We start from the raw sequence: 19,587 nt of genomic DNA, 5'->3' as shown, positions 1-19,587 counted from the left end.
ATCCATTATTTTTTGACACGTTATGCGCCCTGAATCAAGGGCGCTTTTTTTGGTTATCAATTTGAAAGGCCCGCTCCGGTTTTGAATCAGGACGACGAAAAGGGAAATGCTATCCAATACCGGAGCTTCATATTTTATGGAATGAAATTGTATATCCGCGCTGCCCGGCTCTCATGACGGGTCAGGAAATCTTGTCAGCATCCCTCGCCGGTTACCGTTTCCGATATTGTTTTTCGAAAGCCTCAAAAGCCTTGGGAGACAAGGGGTTCAGCGGGCTTCTTAAAATTTTGTCATCAGGCTTCCTGACAATATAGCGTTTTCATTTTGTTGAGTGTCAGGTTCGTGTTGGCTAGGATGGATATAGGACGAACGACATATTGAATAATATCGTTCGACAAAAGTCTACAAAGGAGGTTATCCTCGTGGCTCAATCTACTTCCTCTGCATCCGGCGCGGCACGGGTCGGAGTTCAAAAATTCGGGCGCTTCCTGAGCGGCATGGTTATGCCGAACATCGGAGCGTTCATCGCGTGGGGTTTGATTACCGCACTATTCATTCCGACAGGCTGGTTCCCAAACGCATACCTTGCCAAACTCGTTGATCCCATGATCAAGTACCTCCTCCCGTTGCTGATCGGCTATACCGGCGGCACGATGGTCCACAAGCAGCGCGGCGGGGTCATCGGCGCCCTGGTTACCATGGGTGTCATCGTCGGAACCGACATTCCGATGTTCCTCGGGGCAATGGCGGTTGGACCGGGCGCCGCCTGGGTGCTCAAAAAGTTCGACAAAGCCGTTGAAGGCAAAATCAAATCCGGCTTTGAAATGCTGGTCAACAACTTCTCGCTCGGTATTATCGGCGGGGCCCTCGTCCTGATCGCCTATTCGATCGTGGGCCGCATTATTGAAGCCATCACGAACGTCCTGTCATCAGGCGTCGAGTTTCTGGTCAATCATCACCTTATTCCGCTCGTCAACATCCTGATCGAGCCGGCGAAGGTGCTGTTCCTGAACAACGCCATCAACCATGGCGTTCTGAGCCCGATCGCAATCGAGCAGGCACAGCATGTAGGCAAATCGATCCTGTTCATGCTGGAATCGAACCCGGGTCCGGGGCTAGGCATCCTGCTCGCATATATGATCCTTGGCCGCGGTTCCGCCCGTCAATCTGCTCCGGGGGCTGCGATCATCCACTTCTTCGGCGGGATTCATGAAATTTACTTCCCGTACATTCTGATGAATCCGCGCCTCATTCTCGCGGCAATGGCCGGCGGCGTGACGGGAACATTCACGTTTTCGCTGCTGAACGCAGGCCTCGTCGGCCCGCCGTCGCCCGGCAGCATCATCGCTTACCTGGCCATGGCGCCGCGCGGCGAAATTCTTCCGGTACTTAGCGGCGTGGTTACCGCGGCGATCGTATCCTTTGCCGTAGCCGCGCTTCTGCTGAAAACGAGCAAGAAGTCGGAAGAGGATGAGGATGATCTGGAAGAAGCAACGAAACGAATGAAAGATATGAAAGCCGCAGGAACCCCTGCTGCAGCGGCTGCCGCCGTGTCCGAAGCCGCGGCCCACATCGAGACGAGCGCCGCCGCAGGGCAGAAGAGCAAGGAAGAGGTTCATAAAATCGTCTTTGCTTGCGATGCCGGGATGGGATCCAGCGCCATGGGCGCTTCCATTCTGCGCAAAAAGATGAAAGCGGCGGGATCGCCGATTGAAGTGACCAACACGGCGATCAGTGACATTCCGTCCGACGCGGATATCGTAGTGACGCATAAAACGCTCACGGACCGCGCTCGCGGAGTGGCACCGCAAGCGGAGCATATTTCCATCGATAACTTCCTGAAAAGTCCGGAATATGACGAGCTTGTAGAACGCTTGAAATAACTATACGACGTTTAAGGCGAATGGATGCGGGTAATTTGTGCCGGCATCCAAGCGCCTTTTGCGGCCGTTTGGAGGTTTGAGCGGATGGAACTGACACACCGCGTTAGACAGATCCTGGATTTGCTGCTGCGCAGCCCGTATGAAAGCACGGTTGCGGAAATCGCACGCAGCATCCGCGTCAGCCCGCGGACGGTGCACAGGGAGCTGGATGCGGTAGAGAGCTATCTGCACCGGCACGGGATTACCCTGCACCGCAAGGCCGGTTCCGGACTCAGCGTCGAAGGCAAACCTGACGAGATCGAAAAGGTCCGGTCGGAGCTGCTCATTCCCGCCAATGTGGAATACTCGGCGGATGAACGGCAAATTTACCTGCTCTGCAGGCTGCTGGCGTCCAAGGAACCTGTGAAGCTGTTTGCGCTGGCTCACGAAATGAAGGTGACCGTTCCAACCGTCGGAGCGGATTTGGACGATTTGGCGGACTGGATCGGCAAACAGGGACTGCTGCTCATTCGCCGTCGCGGCTACGGGGTGGAAATCACCGGATCGGAGCCGCTGATCCGCGAGGCGATACGCACTTTGGTGCGATTTCGGCTGGATGATCTTCCGCTTATCGCCGGAGCCGGCCAAACGCCGCTGCATCCGGTCGATGCGAAGATCGCCGCGCTAGCGGGAGCGGACCGCATCACGGCGATCGAAGACATTTTATGGAAATGGGAGGAGCAGGATCAGGAGGAGGCATTCAGCGAAGACGCCTATACCGATCTGCTGATCCGTCTCTCCATAGCCGCTTCCCGCATCCGATCCGGGGTTGAAGTCAGCGAAGCGGAAGCCGAGCGGCTCGTCAATCTGCGGAGATTCGACCGGCCCGGCGAACCGCCGCCAGCCGATACCAAGCTGAAAGCGGCGGCTACCCTGTGCAGTCAGCTCGGCGAAAGGCTGAACATGGCCTATTCAGCCGCTGAAGTAAAGTATGCCGCCGAGCTGCTGGAGAGAGCCTCCGCGCATTCGAGCGAAATGCTCCCTGCGGACGATTTGGAGCTGGCCGGATCGGTCAGATCGCTCATCCGCAAAATGGGGGAGCTCGACGCGAACGACTACGCCGCGGACCGGTCCCTGCGGGACGGCCTGTTCATCCATTTGAAGGCGGCATTGGAGCGGATTACCGCCGGGGAGCGCATTCGCAATCCGCTGCTGGAAACGATCCGCAAAGATTATTCCGAGCTGTTCGGCCGGGTGCGGCAGGCAGCGGACGCCGTGTTTCCGTCCATTTCCGTTCCGGATGAGGAAATCGCCTTTCTGGTCATGCATTTCGGGGCTTCGCGCGAACGGCTCGGACAGATTCATCAGGACGTCCGTGCGGTGATCGTATGCACGAGCGGGATTGGGTCTTCCAAAATGCTGGCGGCAAGGCTTCGGAGGGAATTCCCTCAGCTGCAGATCGTGGAGCAGGCGTCATGGTATGAAGCTGCCCGAATCCCGAGAACGGATTACGATCTGATCATCAGCACCGTGGATTTGTCGCTCCCCGAAGAGCAATACATGAAGCTTAGTCCGCTGCTAACCCCTGCCGAGGCGGATAAGCTGCGGGACTACATTCGCAAACGCGGCATGCAGAAGGCCCGGGACGGGACCTGGGCCGATAAGCCGCCGCCCGGGCTTCCGGACGATTTTGGTCCACCGTCCGAAGCGTTGAAGTCGCCTGCCGGCCAAAGCGAAGCGGACGGCATGTCCGAGATGGAAGGCTTGCATTCCCTGAACAAAACCGTTCAGCAAAGCATCGAGCTGCTCGAAGCCTTCCGGGTTCTTCCGTTACGGATAACGGGTGAGCCGAGTCTCGGCCAATGGCTTCGCGCCGCTTGCAATCACCCGGAACTCAGGGAGGTCGTCGGCGATCCGGAAGCTGTCGTCCTGCAGCTGCTGCAGCGTGAACAGCAAGGGACGCAGATGATTCCGGGAACGGAGCTGGCGTTGTTTCACACGCGGAGCGAGGTGGTGAAACGGCCTGCACTCATGCTGTTTGAGCTGGATCGGCCGTTCAAGATGGACGATTCGGGCCCGATCGAGCTGTCGCGTTTCCTGCTGATGCTGGCCCCGAGACAGCTGACCGGCGAAAGCTTGAAAGTGCTGAGCGAAATCAGCGCAACGCTGCTGGACAGCGATATGATCGAGGCGCTTGCGGAGGGCCGGGAACATCGGATCAGGGATCTGATGTCCGCCCATCTCCGCGCTTACTTAAAAAACAAACTGGAGAGAGAGTGATCATCAATGAGTATTTTATCCGCAGATCAAATCCGTTTAAACGTGAAGGTATCCGACAAATACGAAGCCATTCGCCTGGCCGGCCAGATGCTCGTCGACGCCGGTCATGCGGATCAGGAATATATCGAGAAAATGATAGAACGCGAAAATGCGCTCTCAACCTATATGGGCTCCGGACTCGCCATTCCCCACGGTACCAATGAAGCCAAAGGGATGATCAAATCCACCGGGCTTGCCGTGCTGCAAATCCCGGACGGAGTTGATTTCGGCGGCGACGAACCGGCCGTGCTGGTGGTCGGAATCGCCGCGCAAAACGGCGAACATATGGATATTCTGACCAGCGTCGCCATGGTGTGCTCGGATGAAGACAGCATGGAAGCCATCCGGACGGCGAAGACTGCGGAAGAAATATTGAGCATTTTCGAAAGCGGGATGGAAGAATGAAGGCCCTTCACTTTGGCGCAGGCAATATCGGCAGAGGATTTATCGGGCTGCTGCTGTCGCAGTCGGGATACGAGGTCGTCTTCTCCGATGTCAATGAATCGTTGGTCCGGTCGCTGCAGGAACGCGGTTCTTATACCGTAACCATCGCGGACGAAAATGGGGAGCATATTCCCGTCCACGGCGTCCGTGCCATTGACGGCCGGGACCTTGCTCTGGTTGCCGAGGAGGTGGCGACGGCCGGCTTGGTTACGACGGCGGTCGGCGTTCCGATCCTGAAGCATATTGCGCCCGGCATTGCCGCAGGGATCAAGCTTCGCATGGAGCGCGGAGGTGCGCCCCTTCATATCATCGCATGCGAGAACGCCATCGGGGCAAGCACGCAGCTGAAAGAGCATGTCATGGGTCTGCTCTCGCCCGAGGAGAAACAGCAAGCGGCTTCGATTGCGGCATTTCCGGATTCGGCGGTCGACCGGATCGTGCCGCTCCAGCATCACGAAGACCCGCTCGCGGTTACGGTGGAGCCTTTCTATGAATGGGTCATCAACCGCTCCCAAATGTTCCCGGGGGCGAAGGAAATCGGCGGGGTTCATTACGTCGACGACTTGATTCCATACATCGAGCGGAAGCTGTTTACCGTAAACACCGGCCACTGCAGCGCGGCCTATGCCGGTTACCGCAAGGGGTACGACACCATTCAGGAAGCGATGAAGGATGAAGAGGTGGTTGGCCTCGTTGCCGGAGCGCTGCAGGAGACGGGGAGCATGCTGGTGCATGCCTACGGCTTCGACGCTGCGGAGCATGAAGCCTATATCCGCAAAATTTTAGACCGTTTCCGCAATCCTTATTTGCGTGATGAGGTCGTCCGGGTCGGCCGTTCCCCAATCCGCAAGCTTTCGCCGGATGACCGTCTGGTGCGGCCGGCGCTTCGGGCTTGGGAGCAGGGAGGAAGCACGGGGCATTTGACGAAGGTGATGGCGCTCGCCCTTAAATTCGATTATGCGGAGGATCCGGAGGCAGCCCAGCTGCAGAGCATGATCGCCGAGAAGGGCGCACGCCAGGCGTTTGCCGAAGTCAGCGGGCTGGGTGCCGATCATGAGTTGACGGAACGTGTCATGCACGATTACGAACAATAACGATGAATAGATAAAGCAGAAAAGGAAATGGCGATCGGGCTTAGAAACGATCGTAAAACACGAAGGAGGCATTGCCATGAGCCATCTGCTGACAGGCGTTCCCGCATCCCCGGGGATTGCCATTGCCAAGGCGTACCGGCTGGAATCGGAGGAATCCGTGCCGCAGCGGAAAGCGGTGGACGACACTGCAGCCGAGAAACAGCGGTTGAAGGAAGCGGTCGAAGCGGCGAAGGCCGATATCGACCGGATCCGGGAATCGACGCTCGAACGGCTTGGCCCGCAAAAAGCCGAAATTTTCGAGGCGCATTTGTTTCTTCTTGATGATCCCGACCTGATTGACGCCGCCATGGACCAGATCGAAAGTGAAGGCATCAATGCCGAATTTGCGCTGTATGAAGTGGCATCGGGAATCATGGAAGCTCTGCGTTCCATGGACAATGAGCTGCTGCGCGAACGGGCGGCGGACGTCAAAGACATTACCGGACGGGTGATCAGCAAGCTCGAAGGGCGCAAGCACAGCGCGCTCTCCGAACTGAACAGCGAGACGATCCTTGTCGCCAAGGATTTGACGCCTTCGGACACCGCCCAACTGAATCTGGAATTCGTGCGCGGGTTCGTGACGGAAATCGGAAGCCGTACTTCCCATTCCGCCATTATGGCGCGTTCGCTGGAGCTGGCGGCCGTTGTCGGTGCGGGGGCGGACGCATCCGAGATCCGCACGGGGGACACGGTCATTCTGGATGCGACCGCAGGCCAGGTGATCGTAAACCCGACGGACCGGCAGCTTGAGGAATATTCGGTACGCAAGCGCGAGTATGAGGAATACCAACTCCGGATGCGCAGCTATGTGGACCGTCCATCGGTTACCGCGGACGGGTTCCAGGTTGAGCTTGCAAGCAACATCGGCGGCATCGATGACCTCGAAAAGGTGCTCGCAAATGGAGCCGACGGCATCGGCCTGTTCCGAACGGAATTTTTGTACATGGGACGCTCCGCGTTCCCGTCCGAAGAAGAACAGTATTCCGTTTATAAGCATGTGCTGGGAAAAATGGGCGGCAAACGTGTCGTCATCCGCACGCTGGACATTGGCGGAGACAAGGAGCTGTCCTACATGCAGCTGCCGAAAGAAAGCAATCCGTTTCTGGGTCTTCGCGCCATCCGTCTATGCCTCGAACGCGAGGATTTGTTCCGTACGCAGCTGAGAGCGCTGCTCCGGGCAAGCGTACACGGCAAACTCGCGATCATGTTTCCGATGATCGCCGTCTTGAGCGAGCTTCGGGAAGCCAAGCGCATCCTGGCTGAGGAGAGAGCCAAGCTGGAGCAGGAGGGTATCGCAGTGTCTCACTCCCTGGAGGTCGGCATCATGATCGAGATTCCGGCTGCAGCCCTGGCTGCCGATATTTTGGCCAAGGAAGTGGACTTTTTCAGCATCGGCACCAATGATCTGATCCAATATACGATGGCGGCCGACCGCATGAACGAATCGGTCTCCTATTTATATCAGCCGCATCATCCGTCGATTCTTCGACTGGTGCAGCTGGTCATCCAAGCGGCCAACCGGAATGGAAAATGGGCCGGCATGTGCGGGGAGATGGCCGGAGATTCGGCGGCGATCCCGCTGCTGCTTGGCCTGGGACTGCATGAGTTCAGCATGAGCGCATCTTCCGTTCTTCCGGCACGGGAGCTGGTTTCCCGCTTGTCCAAGCAGGAATGGTCCCGGCTGGCGGAGCAGGCGCTCGGCATGAGTTCGCAGCAAGAGGTGCTCGATTTCGTAAATCAACAACTAAGGAGTGAAGCATAGCTATGGTATCCCAAACTTTTACCGTCATCCACCCGCAAGGGTTTCACGCCCGTCCATCCAAGCTGTTCGTGGAAAAGGCCAATACTTTCCCTTGTAAGGTCACGTTGTTCAAGGGGGAGAAGAAAGCCAATGGAAAAAGCTCTCTCGGCCTGTTGACGCTGGGCATTTCGGCGGGCGACGAAATCCGTCTCGAAGCCGACGGCGAGCAGGAAGAGCAGGCTTTGCAGGAGCTTGGCCAAATGCTGACGAAAATTTACGAGGAATAGGAAGCAAATGAAAAGACCATCCAGCCGTCAGGTTCATCCTGATCGCCGGATGGTTTTTTCGTTAGGAAATCAGTCTGAGGGAATGGCCATCATTCGCCGACCACGGCCGGCATCGGATGCTTGTGATTAAGCCGCCCTGAGAATGCCTCAGCTGTACGGGCAAGGAGGTCAACGAACTCCTCACCTATGACCGTGTGCCTAAAATGCCGCTTATTGTTGCCCGGCCGATTTACGCATCCATGGATGAATTGGTACCATATCCTCTTGATTCGCCGTAGGGAGTATTTGATAGAATATAAAAATAAATTGGAAATCTGGGACCCGATATGAATGAATTGGAGAATATTTGGAGAGCAGAATCAGGAGTGAGTGGATGAAAAAATGGATGCTGTTGTTAGGGGCACTCGTTTGTGTCATCATGATCGCGGGTTGCGATAAAAAGTCCTATTCCATGGATCAAGTCGATTCGAAAGCTTATATTACGCCTGACGGGGATTTGTATGTGGAAGAACTGTTCACCTATACGTTTAAAGGCAAGTTTGAAGGAACAACCAGGTATATTTCCCCGGGGGAGCACGACGGCATCGAGTTTTTTGAAGCTTATGTTCCGCCGAAAGGCAAAAAGCTTGGCGAGTTTTCTTATGAAAATTTGGAGCGCTTGAAAACCGAATGGGACGGCGAAAATGAAACGTATTACGTTTACGACGCCGCCAAAGATGAAACGAAGCAGGTGTATTACCGCTACCGGATTGACAAGGCTGCCGTCAAATACAGCGATGTGGGAGAACTGGACTGGAGCTTTTTTAAAAACAACAACCAGGAGATCAACCATGTGACGCTTGATGTGTTTTTGCCTTCCGGCTACAACAAAGCCGATGTCCATGCTTTTTTGCATGACCGGACGGGCGGGAGGATTACGACCGGAGGCGATTCGGCGGTCCATTACGAAAATCCGAAGCTTTCCGAATACGGGGAAGCGCATTTGCTTCTTCTTTTCCCGCAGGATCAGCTGTCGCAAATGGCGGCAACCGACAAAAAGATATCCCCTGCGGAGCTGCTTCAGAAAGAGCGGAAGCGGGAGAAGCGGATGGATGCCCGGGACGGGATCATGCGTCAAGCAGGCACAGTCCTTCAAGTGCTGACGGCCGTCGTTTTGCTGGGCGCATTGTACAGCGTGCTGTCGGTCAAAAGAATTTCGGCCTGGTTCGGGCGGAGGGACGTGACGGAACGCGATCTGGAAGAGTCGGATCCTCTGATAAAAACCTATTGTATGCGTAAAGGCAAGCTGAAGTCCAAAGACGTGATCGCAGGTCTGCTGTCTTTGCGGAGCCGAGGGTACGTGACCGTCAAAGAGGTTCAGGCGTCCAAACGATTTTTGGAGGAGCCGACGGCCCCCGATACAACGTTGGAATTCACTTTCCACGGCAATAAGGCTAAGCTGAACGCAGCCGACAGGATACTGGTAGGATGGCTTTTTAATCCAAGAAACGTCTTCCGTTTGGATTCGATGGCGGCCCCGACCTTTAAGGAAAAGCAGGATGATCGGCAGATTTCCGAGTACCGCAAGCAATCGCAAAGGAACGCCAAAAAATTCAATAAATGGCGCGAAACTTTGGCGCAAACGGAGCCGTACGGCACAGAAGTCAAATTCAACGCGCTTCTTAAACTGCTGGTACCGCTGATCGTGATCGTCCATTATGTTTTGCTCCTATATCTTTATTATGCCGATGTGATACCGATTGCCGGGATGATAACGGCTGCCGTATTGCTGGGAATCGTCGGGATTCTCGCCTGCGTGAAAACCAAAACCAAACGGTGGTTTATCACGTATCTGGTCGGCTGTTTCATTGCCGGGACTCAGATTACGCATGAGCAGGGAATGGAAAATTATTTGCTTTTTGCGGTAAGCTCGATCGTGTTTGCCGTCTTGGTGCCGAAAACCGTGCTTTCGAAGGAGATGCTGAAATACCGCTTTGCCCTTCTTGAGTTAAGGAAAAAGCTTCTAAAAGGCGAAGACGAAAGCGGCATGGATCCCGCGGCAGCGGAACGGGCCGCGGAGCATGCGGTTTTGCTTGGCATCGTTCCGAAGTACGTCAAAAACCTGCAGAAAAAAGGGGTGTCCGGCCTCGCCTTGGGCGCCGCGGCGCTTCCCGTTCTGCTGAACGCCGAATTGATGGCTTCGCTTGCGTACACGCAAAACCACCTGAATTTCACCCCTCCGCGTTCTCCATACGGTTTCTCCGACGGAGGAGGGAGCTTCAGCAGCGGAGGAGACAGCGGCGGGGGCGGAGGCACAGGGGCGTTCTAAAACGGACAATCCCATGCTTTGAAATTTAAAGGGGCTTTATAGAATTTTTGCGCAGGGACGGCTTGTCCCTGCATTTTTATGCCGAAAATTTGCACTTTTCCTCACATCGGATGGTATGTATTCGCAAATCCGTTTATAATATACGGGGATAGCCTGCTCACCTTTCCTCATGAGGGAGTTGGGTTCAGGCATCTTGCGACATTGGCCGCGAGAGCTTCAAAATAGAGGACGGAAATAGAAAAAATACGATATTGCTTGTTTTGGGAGGATTCTATGAAACAAATTACGGTTGGTATTGTGGGATACGGAAATTTGGGAAGAGGCGTGGAAAAAGCGATCCGGCAAAATCCGGACATTCGCCTTGAGGCGATCTTCACCCGCCGCGAGCCGAACGGCGTTGAGGCTGGCGTGCCGGTTGTACATATTTCCGAAGCGGAAAAATATATCGGCAAAATCGACGTTATGATTCTGTGCGGAGGATCCGCGACGGATTTGCCGGAACAAGGCCCTCAGTTTGCGAAATTGTTCAACACCGTCGACAGCTTTGATACGCATGCGCGTATTCCCGAATATTTTGCGTCCGTTGATGCGGCAGCGGCTGCGGCCGGCCATGTGAGCGTCATTTCCACGGGTTGGGACCCGGGTCTGTTCTCGCTGAACCGCATGCTTGCGGAAGCGATTTTGCCAGAGGGCAAAGAGTATACGTTCTGGGGACGCGGCGTCAGCCAAGGCCATTCCGATGCGATCCGCCGGGTCGAAGGCGTGAAAAATGGCGTGCAGTACACCATTCCCGTTGAAGAAGCGGTGGCCAAAGTACGCGCCGGGGAAAATCCGGAGCTGAGCACCCGCCAGAAACATCTGCGCGAATGTTTTGTCGTTGCGGAAGAAGGCGCCGATCTTGCCCGGATCGAAAAAGAAATCAAGGAAATGCCGAACTATTTCTCCGATTACGACACGATCGTGAATTTCATCGGCGAAGAGGAGCTGAAGGCAAACCACTCGGCGATGCCTCACGGAGGAACGGTGCTGCGCAGCGGACGTACGGGCGAAAACAGCACCCAAATCATCGAGTTCGGCCTGAAGCTGGACAGCAATCCCGAATTTACCGCCAGCGTGCTGGTCGCGTACGCGCGCGCCGCTGCCAAGCTGTCCGCCCAAGGTGACAAAGGCGCAAAAACGGTATTCGACATTCCGTTCGGTCTGCTGTCGCCCAAATCGGCCGAGCAGCTTCGCAAGGAACTGCTGTAATTTTTTTGGACAAGCTGAAAACGAGGGCATCATTCCCGCCGTGCGAGGGCGGGATGATGCCCTTTTTATTCCAACCCGTTCAAAGGAGCTGAAACCTTCATGCTGGATCCGCATTCGCTTTATTTGCGAAACATGGTGCTGAAAAGGGAAGAAGTGCCGTCTTTCCGGACGTATCCTTTTAATCTCCCGGCGGTTCACGATTTGGCCAGCCTGTCGTTCCGGAAACCGGTCACGTTTATCGTCGGCGAAAACGGCTCGGGGAAATCCACCCTGCTGGAGGCGATGGCGATCGCCTGGGGGTTTAACCCCGAAGGCGGGACGAAAAACTTCGCTTTCGAGACGATGGCCTCCCACTCGGAACTGCACCGGTATTTGCGTCTCGTTCGCGGCGCGGTCCGGCCGAAGGACGGATTCTTTTTCCGGGCGGAAAGTTATTACAACGTGGCGACCACGATCGACAAGCTGGATATGGAAAAAAGAGGTGGCCCCCCGATCAAGGCGTCCTACGGCGGCAAATCGCTGCATGAGCAGTCCCATGGCGAAAGCTTTTTTGCGACGTTCATGCATCGTTTCGGAGGAAAGGGACTTTACCTGATGGACGAACCCGAAGCGGCGCTTTCGCCCTTGAAGCAGATGTCGATGCTGACGCGCATCCATCAGCTCGTAAAGCAAAACTCACAGTTTGTCATCGCGACGCATTCGCCCATATTGATGTCTTATCCCCATGCCGAGATTTGGCTGCTGGATGAATCGGGACTTCGGGAGGTGGAGCTGGAGGATACGGAGCATTACATCATTACCCGCAAAATGATGAACGACCGGGAAAAGATGCTCGATATTTTGCTGGGGGAGGAACAATAACGGTTTTAGTAGAGGATTTTTTGCAAAAATCCAAATAGCGACGTTCAATTAGCTATATTAGAGCGAAATGGTTTCGTTCGTCTATATAATGGACCCGGGAGCGGCCGGAATCGAATATTGCAACATCCTGAGTAGCATGAGACGTCCCGATATTCGGGGCGTTTTTTTCGTGTTGCGAGTTATTCGGGCATGAAAAAAGCGGCCCGTTCGATCGTTCTCCAAGGAACCGACCAAACAAGCCGCTTGCTAATCCATGATTCAGACGTTTTATGCTTTTACGCCGAGCACCGCTTCGCGGCATTCGTCGGAGCAGAAGGACTGATGTTCTTCCTCGCAATCCGTGCAGCATACATGCTGCTTGTTGCATACCGGGTTCGCGCAGTTGATGTAGCGGTCTTCCGTTTTGCCGCAGTGATGGCATTTAGCGATGACCACGTCTTCGTCGGTACGGTTGATCGGCACCGCAATGCGCTCGTCGAATACGTAACATTTTCCGTCCCAAAGATGGCCCTGAACTTCCGGATCTTTGCCGTAGGTCACGATGCCGCCTTCAAGCTGGTTGACGTCCTGGAAACCTTCGTGAATCAGGAATCCGGTAAGCTTCTCGCAGCGGATGCCGCCCGTGCAGTACGTCAGCACTTTTTTGTCCTTGTACTCGCTCAGGTTGTTGCGGATCCATTCCGGAAACTCGCGGAAGGATTTGACCTCCGGACGGATGGCGCCCCGGAAGTGGCCGATGTCGTATTCATAATCGTTCCGGCCGTCGATGACGACCACGTCGTCTCTTTCCAGCAGGTCGTGCCATTCTTTCGGGGACAGTCTTTTGCCGCCGATGACGTTCGGATCCAGCGGTTTCTCGTAACGGAACGTCACGAGTTCCTTGCGGTAGCGGACGAAAATTTTCTTGAACGCATGGCCGTCGGCCTCGTCGATTTTGAAGACGATGTCGGCAAACAGCGGATTGGCCTTCAGGTCGTTCATATACTTCTCGGTTTGCTCCACCGTGCCGGACAGCGTTCCGTTAATGCCTTCCGCGGCGATCAGAATGCGCCCTTTGACGCCCAGATCCTTGCAGTATTGCAGATGCTCTGCGGTAAACTGCTCCGGATCCGGAATCTGCACGAACTTGTAGTATAGCAGAATACGGTAATCTTTTGATTCTTCTGTCATTCTTTCTTCACCTGTCTTGTTAATTTATCGTAAAAGAGGATGCTGCTGCATAACCCCAAAAAGAGCGAATGGCGCCCGATTGCGGCAATATCCTGTCAAAGTCCTTCGTATCCGCGAAGACGGTCATCGTTGTAACCGCAAGAAAAACCACCTTAAAAGGCGGTTCATCTTAAGTGAAAATACGCCAAACACGCTTTTCTAATCTATTGTAGATGAACCTTGCACACCTAGTCAACTTAAAAAGGAGATGTTCCCATTATTGGCACAAATGCATCGGGATAACCCGTTTATGGTCCGAACGAGAACGGAATAAATTCGAGAAAATGAGGAAAATAATCGATAGAGCCTTCCGATTCGGACCGATATAGTAGGATTATACCCTTTGCAAAAAGGTACGGTGAAATAGGGGGACATGCCGATGCGGGAAAAATCTTTAAAGGATCCGTTCCGCTGGAATCCGCTAAGGTCGATCGGAACGAAAATCGCGCTGATATTGATACTTGCCGTTATGGTTTTTGTGGCGGTCACCGGGGCGGTATCCTATCACATTTCAAAAAAGGCTCTGGAACGCGAAGTGACCGGCGCGTATTTGGAAACCGCCTTGCAAACGAGCCAGAAGCTCGACTTTTTGTTCCATTCCTTCGATAAGCTGTTGCTGCAGATGATGGTGGACAAACCGATGCAGGAAACCGTCCTGGAACTGCTGAAGCAAAAAAACGACCCGGCGGAATATATGCGGCTTGCCGACGCTCTGGACGCGATATTGCAATCGTACATGTTTTCGGACGCATATATTACGTCGATCGAAGTGCTCGAAACCGACGGGACGGTCGTTCCAACACGTTCGGGCCTGCTGGCGAGCAAAAATTACGGAAAAGAGGATTGGTTTAAACGGATTACCGAAAATAGCGGTCAATCCGTCTGGATTCACCACAACCTGGACGGCAACCGGAATACGAATCCGACCATCACGATCGGCAGAGTCATTTCCGGCGAAGGGGCGTCCCGGGGGTACTGCGTGATCCTGATCGACATCGATTTGGCCGCCATCAAGGATCAGGTGGAGCATGTGGGCATGGGCGACGGCGGCAGCATCCAGGTCATCAGTCCACAAAATCAGGTCATATACAGCAAAAACGCCTCGCAGCTGGGCAAAAATTCGGTCATTTCCCTCCCTCCGGAAGGGATGAGCAAACCGAAATTCGCGTTTCTGGCTTCCGACGGATCGAAACAAGTGGTCATGGCCAAATCCGAAGTCAACGGCTGGTTCACCATCGGGATGATCCCCGTCGGCGAAATGCTGAAGGACGCGAAGCAAATCTTTCAAGCGACGTTGTGGGTGCTGGTCTGCGCCTTTGCGCTTGCCGTCGTTATCGGATGGCTTGTCGCGCGGATGATCGGCAAACCGCTCGGCCGCCTGCAGGAATTGATGAAGCAGGGGGCGGACGGGAATTTGCGCGTGCGGACGTATGCGGTTTCCAAGGATGAAATCGGGCAGGTCGGGCGAAGCTTCGATGAAATGATGAGCCACCTGACCGTGCTGGTGGGGCAGACGGAACGGTCCGCGGCAGACATGCTGGAGATGGCCGGCGAACTTTCGTACGTGTCCCTGAACACGGAAGAAACGGCGAAAGAAATCGCGTCCGCCACACTGGAAATCGCGAGGGGCGGGGAAGGGCTGGCCAGCGATGCGGAACGCGGGAAGCGGCTGGCGCAGCGCTCCAAGGAACAGGCCGAAATGCTCGTCCTGACCAGCCGGGAGATGCAGAGCCTTGCGGAGGACGTCAACGGAACGAGCCGGTCGGGAACGGAATATATGCTTGGGCTCATGCGGAAAACCGGGGATATGGAAGAGCGGATCGGCTTCATCACGGGCAAAGTGGTTCATCTTCAAGCCAGCGCCGAGTCCATTTCCAAAGTGCTCGAAATTTTGACGCAGCTGATGAAGCAAACGAACGTCCTGTCGCTGAACGCGACGATCGAGGCGGCCCGGGCGGGCAGGTACGGCAAAGGTTTCAAGGTGGTGGCGGACGAAATCCGCGAATTGTCGGAGGAGGCGAAGCGGTCGGTGGACGACGTCCGGCAGGTTACCGCCGCCATCCTGCAGGAAATCGGCGAAACGGCACAGGTATTGCAGGAATCCGGTCCGATTTTTATGGAGCAAATTTCCGCCGTGAAAAAAGCCGACACGCTGTTCAATCAGGTCGGCACCCAAATGAATGAACTGATGAACCACTTGAGGCGGGTGAACGGCTCCATCCTCGAATTGGAGCAATCCCAGCTCCAGCTGGCCGATGCGATGGCCGGCGTCAGCAGCGTATCCGACCAATCGCTGGCGACGTCCGAGGAAGTGGCTACGCTGAGCGGCGAACAGCTGAACATCAGCTCGGGGCTGGTGCAGCTGTCCCGAAAACTTCAAGTGTTGTCAGGAACGCTAAAAGACTCCCTTTCCCGGTTTAAAACCTAAAGCCGGGGGGAGTCTTTTTTTGTGGCTGCGCCAGCCGCGCCTTTAATTTGGGTAAACTCAAAAGTAAAATCAAGCAGCACCCAGCGCAACAACACGGGGAATAGGCAAGATATGGTCACAATGATAAAGAGCATGGCGATAAAAAAACGGCCGTGGCCGAACCTCTTAATGACCGCGGCGGAAAGAACCGGCACGGCCCTATTCAGCGCTTGAAGGTAATGATGACGGCGGCGAAATAAGGCATTTCCCATGTTTTCCGTCCCCTGCGGTCCGATGCACCGATTTTTTACGATGTTTTTGAAGTTCGAAAAAAATAACCTTAGCATGGAAAATCCCCAAACTAAGGTTTGTTCGTTTGCTTTGAAGACATGACCGTACAGCAACTCCGCATGCCCATGCCGCCCGCCGCCGCTTATTTGATCGCTCCCGCCGTAATGCCGCTGGCGATCTGGCGCTGGAAGAACATGTAGACGACAAGCACCGGAACCATCGTGATGAGCAGCCCTGCGAACAGCGGCCCCCATTCGGTGCGGTACTGCATTTGCGCCTGCATCATCGCGATCCCGACGGGAAGCGTATAATGCGCCGGATCGTTGACGAGAATCGTCCCGATGATGTATTCGTTCCAAATGTTCAGCACGTTGACGATGCCGACCGTAATGAGGCCGGGTTGGGACAAGGGCAGCATCACCCTGAAAAAGATGCCGAAATACGAGGCGCCGTCGATGGCGGCCGCTTCCTCTAGCTCTATGGGCAAGCTTTTGAAAAAACCGACAAGCACGAAAATGCCGAAAGCGATCAACGTGGAAGCATACACCAGGATGAGCCCAAAAGATGAGTTGGTCAAATGCATCGAATTAAGCAGGAAAAAGAGCGGGATCAACGCCAAGCTGAACGGGATCATCATCGACGCGATGTAGATGAGATATAACACGTTGCTGCCTTTGAACGGATATCTGGCAAGCACGTAAGCCGTCGAAGCGGCCAAAAATAATCCGAGCAGCGTCGAACCGACCGTCACGACGACCGAATTCATGAAATATTTATCGAAGCTGAATTCGCTCCATACATATGAGAAGTTGCTCCACAAGAGCGGCAGGTCCGGCAGGGACCACGGCATTTTGCGGAAAAACTGATCGTTGTTTTTGAGCGCGTCGAGCAGCGTCCACAGCAGCGGATAAAGCACGGACAGCCCCCAGATGACGAGAATGGCATAAAATACGGTTTTATAAATGGGATGTAAACCGCCTGATTTCATAATTCGTTCCTCCCGGGCTTTTAAAATCAGCTGATTTCAATCGTTTCCTGGCGCATCAAGCGCTGCATGATGACGGTGGTAATAAGCGAGACGATCAAAATCAACACGCCGATGGCCGCGCCGTAACCGAAATGGTATTGGGAAAAGGCCATTTGATACAAGTAGGAACCCATGACCTGGGTCGAGTTGTCCGGCCCCCCGTTCGTCATGATCATGACGATGACGAAAGAGCCGTTAAGCGTCGTCATCATGATGTTCAGGATCGACACCTTCATCTGTTCCCAAATCAGCGGCAGCGTAATGTGGCGGAACTGCGCCCATTGACCCGCGCCCTCAAGGCTGGACGCCTCGTAATACGATTCGGGAATGCCCTGGATCGCCGCAATGAGCAGAATCATGTAGAAGCCGATGCCCGCCCAGATCGCCGGAGGCAAAAGCATCCAAATCGTATGGCTGGTGAAGCCGAGCCAGGTGATGTCCACTTTTTCTTTCGTAAAAAGCGACAAAAACGCGTTCAAGAAGCCGATTTGCGGATTATAAATGAAATTCCACAATACGCCGATGACGACGACGGAAATTACGTTCGGGATAAAAAAGATGGACCGGAAGAAGCTGGACAGCTTGAACCGGAACCGGGTCAAGGCGACGGCAAAAAAGGTGGCCAAAAGCATGATGCCGATAATTTTGCCGACGACGAGAAAGTAGTCGTTGCCCATGGCGTTCCAAACGATCGGGTCGTGGATCATTTCCTTGAAGTTGTCAAACCAGATAAACGTTTTGTTGTCGGAGGAGCCTGACCAGTCGAACAACGAATAATACATGGCCTGCAAAACGGGATAAACCGTAAATACGCAGAAGAACAAAAAGGTGGGGAGAATAAACGTTGCGACAAAAAGGTTCCGCTGCCACTTGGTTGTTCCCAATCTCATCGTTTAACCTGCCTTTCAAAATAAGATAAGGAGGATGACCGAAGAGTATATCCCCGTCATCCTCCGTCTTGGTCGTCTGCCGCTTGCCAAAGGATCCTGCGTCAACTCCGGTTTCGGTTGCGATCCGGATGAACGCGGGTGGTCCCGTTATTTATTTTTTGCCCGAAGCTTTTTTGGCGACCTCGACCACGCGTTCCACCCATTGTTCAGGGGTGATTTTGCCGATGGTCAGCGCGTCCGTGGCATCCTGCATCGCCTTGTCGACGTCGGCGTTAAAGGTGATGGCAGGCACGACGACGGTGTTCGGGTCGGTCAAATATTTGGCCGCGTCTTTTACATGGCTTGGCGCGTTGGAAGCGCTGATGTCGCCTTTGATGTTGGAAGGCGCGCCGCTCAGCTCGGCCCATTGGGAAGCTTGCGCTTTCGAGAAAATGAACTCCAGGAACGCTTTCGCCGCTTCCTTGTTTTTCGCGTTTTTCGCGATGGCTACGTTCGCCGTGGACGTGTTGGCGACCACTTTGCCGCCGTTATCCTGCGTAAGCGAAGGGATGAAGCCGAAGGCGAATCCGCCCGGAATGTCTTTCGACATTTCGTTCGGCAGCCAGAGGCCGTTCGGAATGAACGCATCCTTATGCTGCAGGAACAGCATCTGGGAATCGGTATGGTTGATTTGGATGGAGGCTTTGTCGATGAATCCTTTATCGCGCAGCTCCACGATTTTGTTCAAGGCGGCCAGGACCGGAGGTTTTTGGAACGCTTCGACCTTGGATGCCGCCATGTCCTGCAGGATCGATATGTCGTTGTTATTCGCGGATACGATCGCCGGATACAGGATCGCGCCGTTAATGTAGTACGGATATTTGCCGGTGTGGATGAACGGCGTTACGCCGGCGGCTTTGATTTTGTCGCTGACGGCCATGAAGGACTGCCAGTCGGTCGGTTCTTCCCAGCCTTTTTCTTTGAAAAGAGCTTTGTCCCAGAACACGCCCCAGGAGTTTAATACGAGCGGGATGTCATACACTTTGCCGTCAAACTGCTGCGGCGGCTGGGCCAAAATGTCGGAAATTTTGTCGCCGTCGATATTTTTGGCGTCCTTGATCCAATCGGTCAAATCCTCCAGCTGCCCGTCTTCGACCATTTGCCGGTCGTTCAGGTTCGGTCCGTCGATGTAGACGAAATCCGGCGGATTGCCTCCGACCCAACGCGGTTTCATTTGATCGTTGATTTTCGGGCCGCCGCTTTCTTTAATCTTCAAATCCGGGTTGGCAGCCTGGAAGTCGGCAATGACCTTTTTCCACCATTTGTCGCCGTAACCGCCGACGAAGTATTGAATTTCGAACTCGCCCGTCAGTTTTTTGGCTCCGTCGTCGGTTCCGGACTTGTTCCCTTCATCCGTTGCGGTTTTTGCCGGTTCTTCCGTTTTGGCAGGTTCCTGTGGTTTTGCTTCATCTTTGGAACTGCCGCAGCCTGCAAGCGGAGCCACGGCCATCAAAGCCGCGATGCCCAGCGCAGCCAATCTTGTTTTAGACACCATAAAGCTAACCCTCCTTGAGAATCATG

At 54.5% G+C, this 19,587-nt stretch carries 15 protein-coding genes; 10 read left to right on the top strand and 5 right to left on the bottom strand.

Features of this window, described 5'->3' with window-relative positions:
- Positions 1-416: 416 nt before the first annotated feature.
- From GQY55_RS19045 to GQY55_RS19005, 9 genes are all read left to right on the top strand, one after another.
- Positions 417-1,883: a PTS mannitol transporter subunit IICB gene (locus GQY55_RS19045; protein ID WP_160043517.1), complete on the top strand. Its 1,467-nt coding sequence runs from the start codon at positions 417-419 to the stop codon at positions 1,881-1,883.
- Between the two features lie 84 nt (positions 1,884-1,967).
- Complete coding sequence (locus GQY55_RS19040; protein ID WP_160043462.1) at positions 1,968-4,142, top strand: BglG family transcription antiterminator; 2,175 nt, start codon at positions 1,968-1,970, stop codon at positions 4,140-4,142.
- A gap of 6 nt (positions 4,143-4,148) precedes the next feature.
- Complete coding sequence (locus GQY55_RS19035; RefSeq protein WP_160043461.1) at positions 4,149-4,586, top strand: PTS sugar transporter subunit IIA; 438 nt, start codon at positions 4,149-4,151, stop codon at positions 4,584-4,586.
- The gene (locus GQY55_RS19030; RefSeq protein ID WP_160043460.1) at positions 4,583-5,719 is read left to right on the top strand and encodes a mannitol-1-phosphate 5-dehydrogenase; all 1,137 of its coding nucleotides are present in this window, start codon (positions 4,583-4,585) and stop codon (positions 5,717-5,719) included. The genes GQY55_RS19035 and GQY55_RS19030 overlap by 4 nt, the downstream gene beginning before the upstream one ends.
- A gap of 76 nt (positions 5,720-5,795) precedes the next feature.
- Complete coding sequence (ptsP, locus tag GQY55_RS19025; protein ID WP_160043459.1) at positions 5,796-7,520, top strand: phosphoenolpyruvate--protein phosphotransferase; 1,725 nt, start codon at positions 5,796-5,798, stop codon at positions 7,518-7,520.
- A 2-nt stretch (positions 7,521-7,522) separates the two neighbouring features.
- A complete protein-coding gene (locus GQY55_RS19020; protein ID WP_160043458.1) occupies positions 7,523-7,786 on the top strand; it encodes an HPr family phosphocarrier protein in 264 nt (87 codons plus the stop codon).
- A gap of 373 nt (positions 7,787-8,159) precedes the next feature.
- The gene (locus tag GQY55_RS19015) at positions 8,160-10,094 is read left to right on the top strand and encodes a DUF2207 domain-containing protein (protein ID WP_160043457.1); all 1,935 of its coding nucleotides are present in this window, start codon (positions 8,160-8,162) and stop codon (positions 10,092-10,094) included.
- A gap of 273 nt (positions 10,095-10,367) precedes the next feature.
- A complete protein-coding gene (locus GQY55_RS19010; RefSeq protein ID WP_160043456.1) occupies positions 10,368-11,342 on the top strand; it encodes a diaminopimelate dehydrogenase in 975 nt (324 codons plus the stop codon).
- Positions 11,343-11,441: 99 nt separating this feature from the next.
- Entirely contained in the window at positions 11,442-12,203 is a 762-nt protein-coding gene (locus tag GQY55_RS19005; protein ID WP_160043455.1) for an AAA family ATPase, read from the top strand.
- Positions 12,204-12,470: 267 nt separating this feature from the next.
- Here the strand turns inward: GQY55_RS19005 and trhO are convergent, their stop codons facing one another.
- Positions 12,471-13,373: an oxygen-dependent tRNA uridine(34) hydroxylase TrhO gene (gene trhO / locus GQY55_RS19000; protein WP_160043454.1), complete on the bottom strand. Its 903-nt coding sequence runs from the start codon at positions 13,371-13,373 to the stop codon at positions 12,471-12,473.
- Positions 13,374-13,791: 418 nt separating this feature from the next.
- Between trhO and GQY55_RS18995 the strand changes: the two genes are divergently transcribed.
- Positions 13,792-15,840 (top strand): methyl-accepting chemotaxis protein, encoded by a 2,049-nt coding sequence (locus GQY55_RS18995; RefSeq protein ID WP_160043453.1) that lies wholly within the window; start codon positions 13,792-13,794, stop codon positions 15,838-15,840.
- On the opposite strand, the gene GQY55_RS18990 is transcribed toward GQY55_RS18995, so the two are convergent.
- The 4 genes from GQY55_RS18990 to GQY55_RS18975 form a co-directional block, all read right to left on the bottom strand.
- Positions 15,837-16,091 (bottom strand): hypothetical protein, encoded by a 255-nt coding sequence (locus GQY55_RS18990; protein ID WP_160043452.1) that lies wholly within the window; start codon positions 16,089-16,091, stop codon positions 15,837-15,839. The genes GQY55_RS18995 and GQY55_RS18990 overlap by 4 nt on opposite strands.
- 161 nt (positions 16,092-16,252) lie before the next feature.
- Positions 16,253-17,098 carry a carbohydrate ABC transporter permease gene (locus tag GQY55_RS18985; protein ID WP_160043451.1) on the bottom strand — a complete coding sequence of 282 codons (846 nt, stop codon included), beginning with the start codon at positions 17,096-17,098 and terminating at the stop codon, positions 16,253-16,255.
- A 26-nt stretch (positions 17,099-17,124) separates the two neighbouring features.
- Entirely contained in the window at positions 17,125-18,027 is a 903-nt protein-coding gene (locus tag GQY55_RS18980; protein ID WP_160043450.1) for a carbohydrate ABC transporter permease, read from the bottom strand.
- Between the two features lie 151 nt (positions 18,028-18,178).
- Positions 18,179-19,561: an ABC transporter substrate-binding protein gene (locus tag GQY55_RS18975; RefSeq protein ID WP_160043449.1), complete on the bottom strand. Its 1,383-nt coding sequence runs from the start codon at positions 19,559-19,561 to the stop codon at positions 18,179-18,181.
- Between the last annotated feature and the right edge of the window lie 26 nt (positions 19,562-19,587).

The organism is Paenibacillus sp. USDA918EY (genome assembly GCF_009870825.1).
Classification (GTDB): domain Bacteria; phylum Bacillota; class Bacilli; order Paenibacillales; family Paenibacillaceae; genus Paenibacillus_AQ; species Paenibacillus_AQ albilobatus.
Note: the sequence above shows the minus strand (reverse complement) of the source record. Positions and strands in the feature narration are given on the sequence as shown.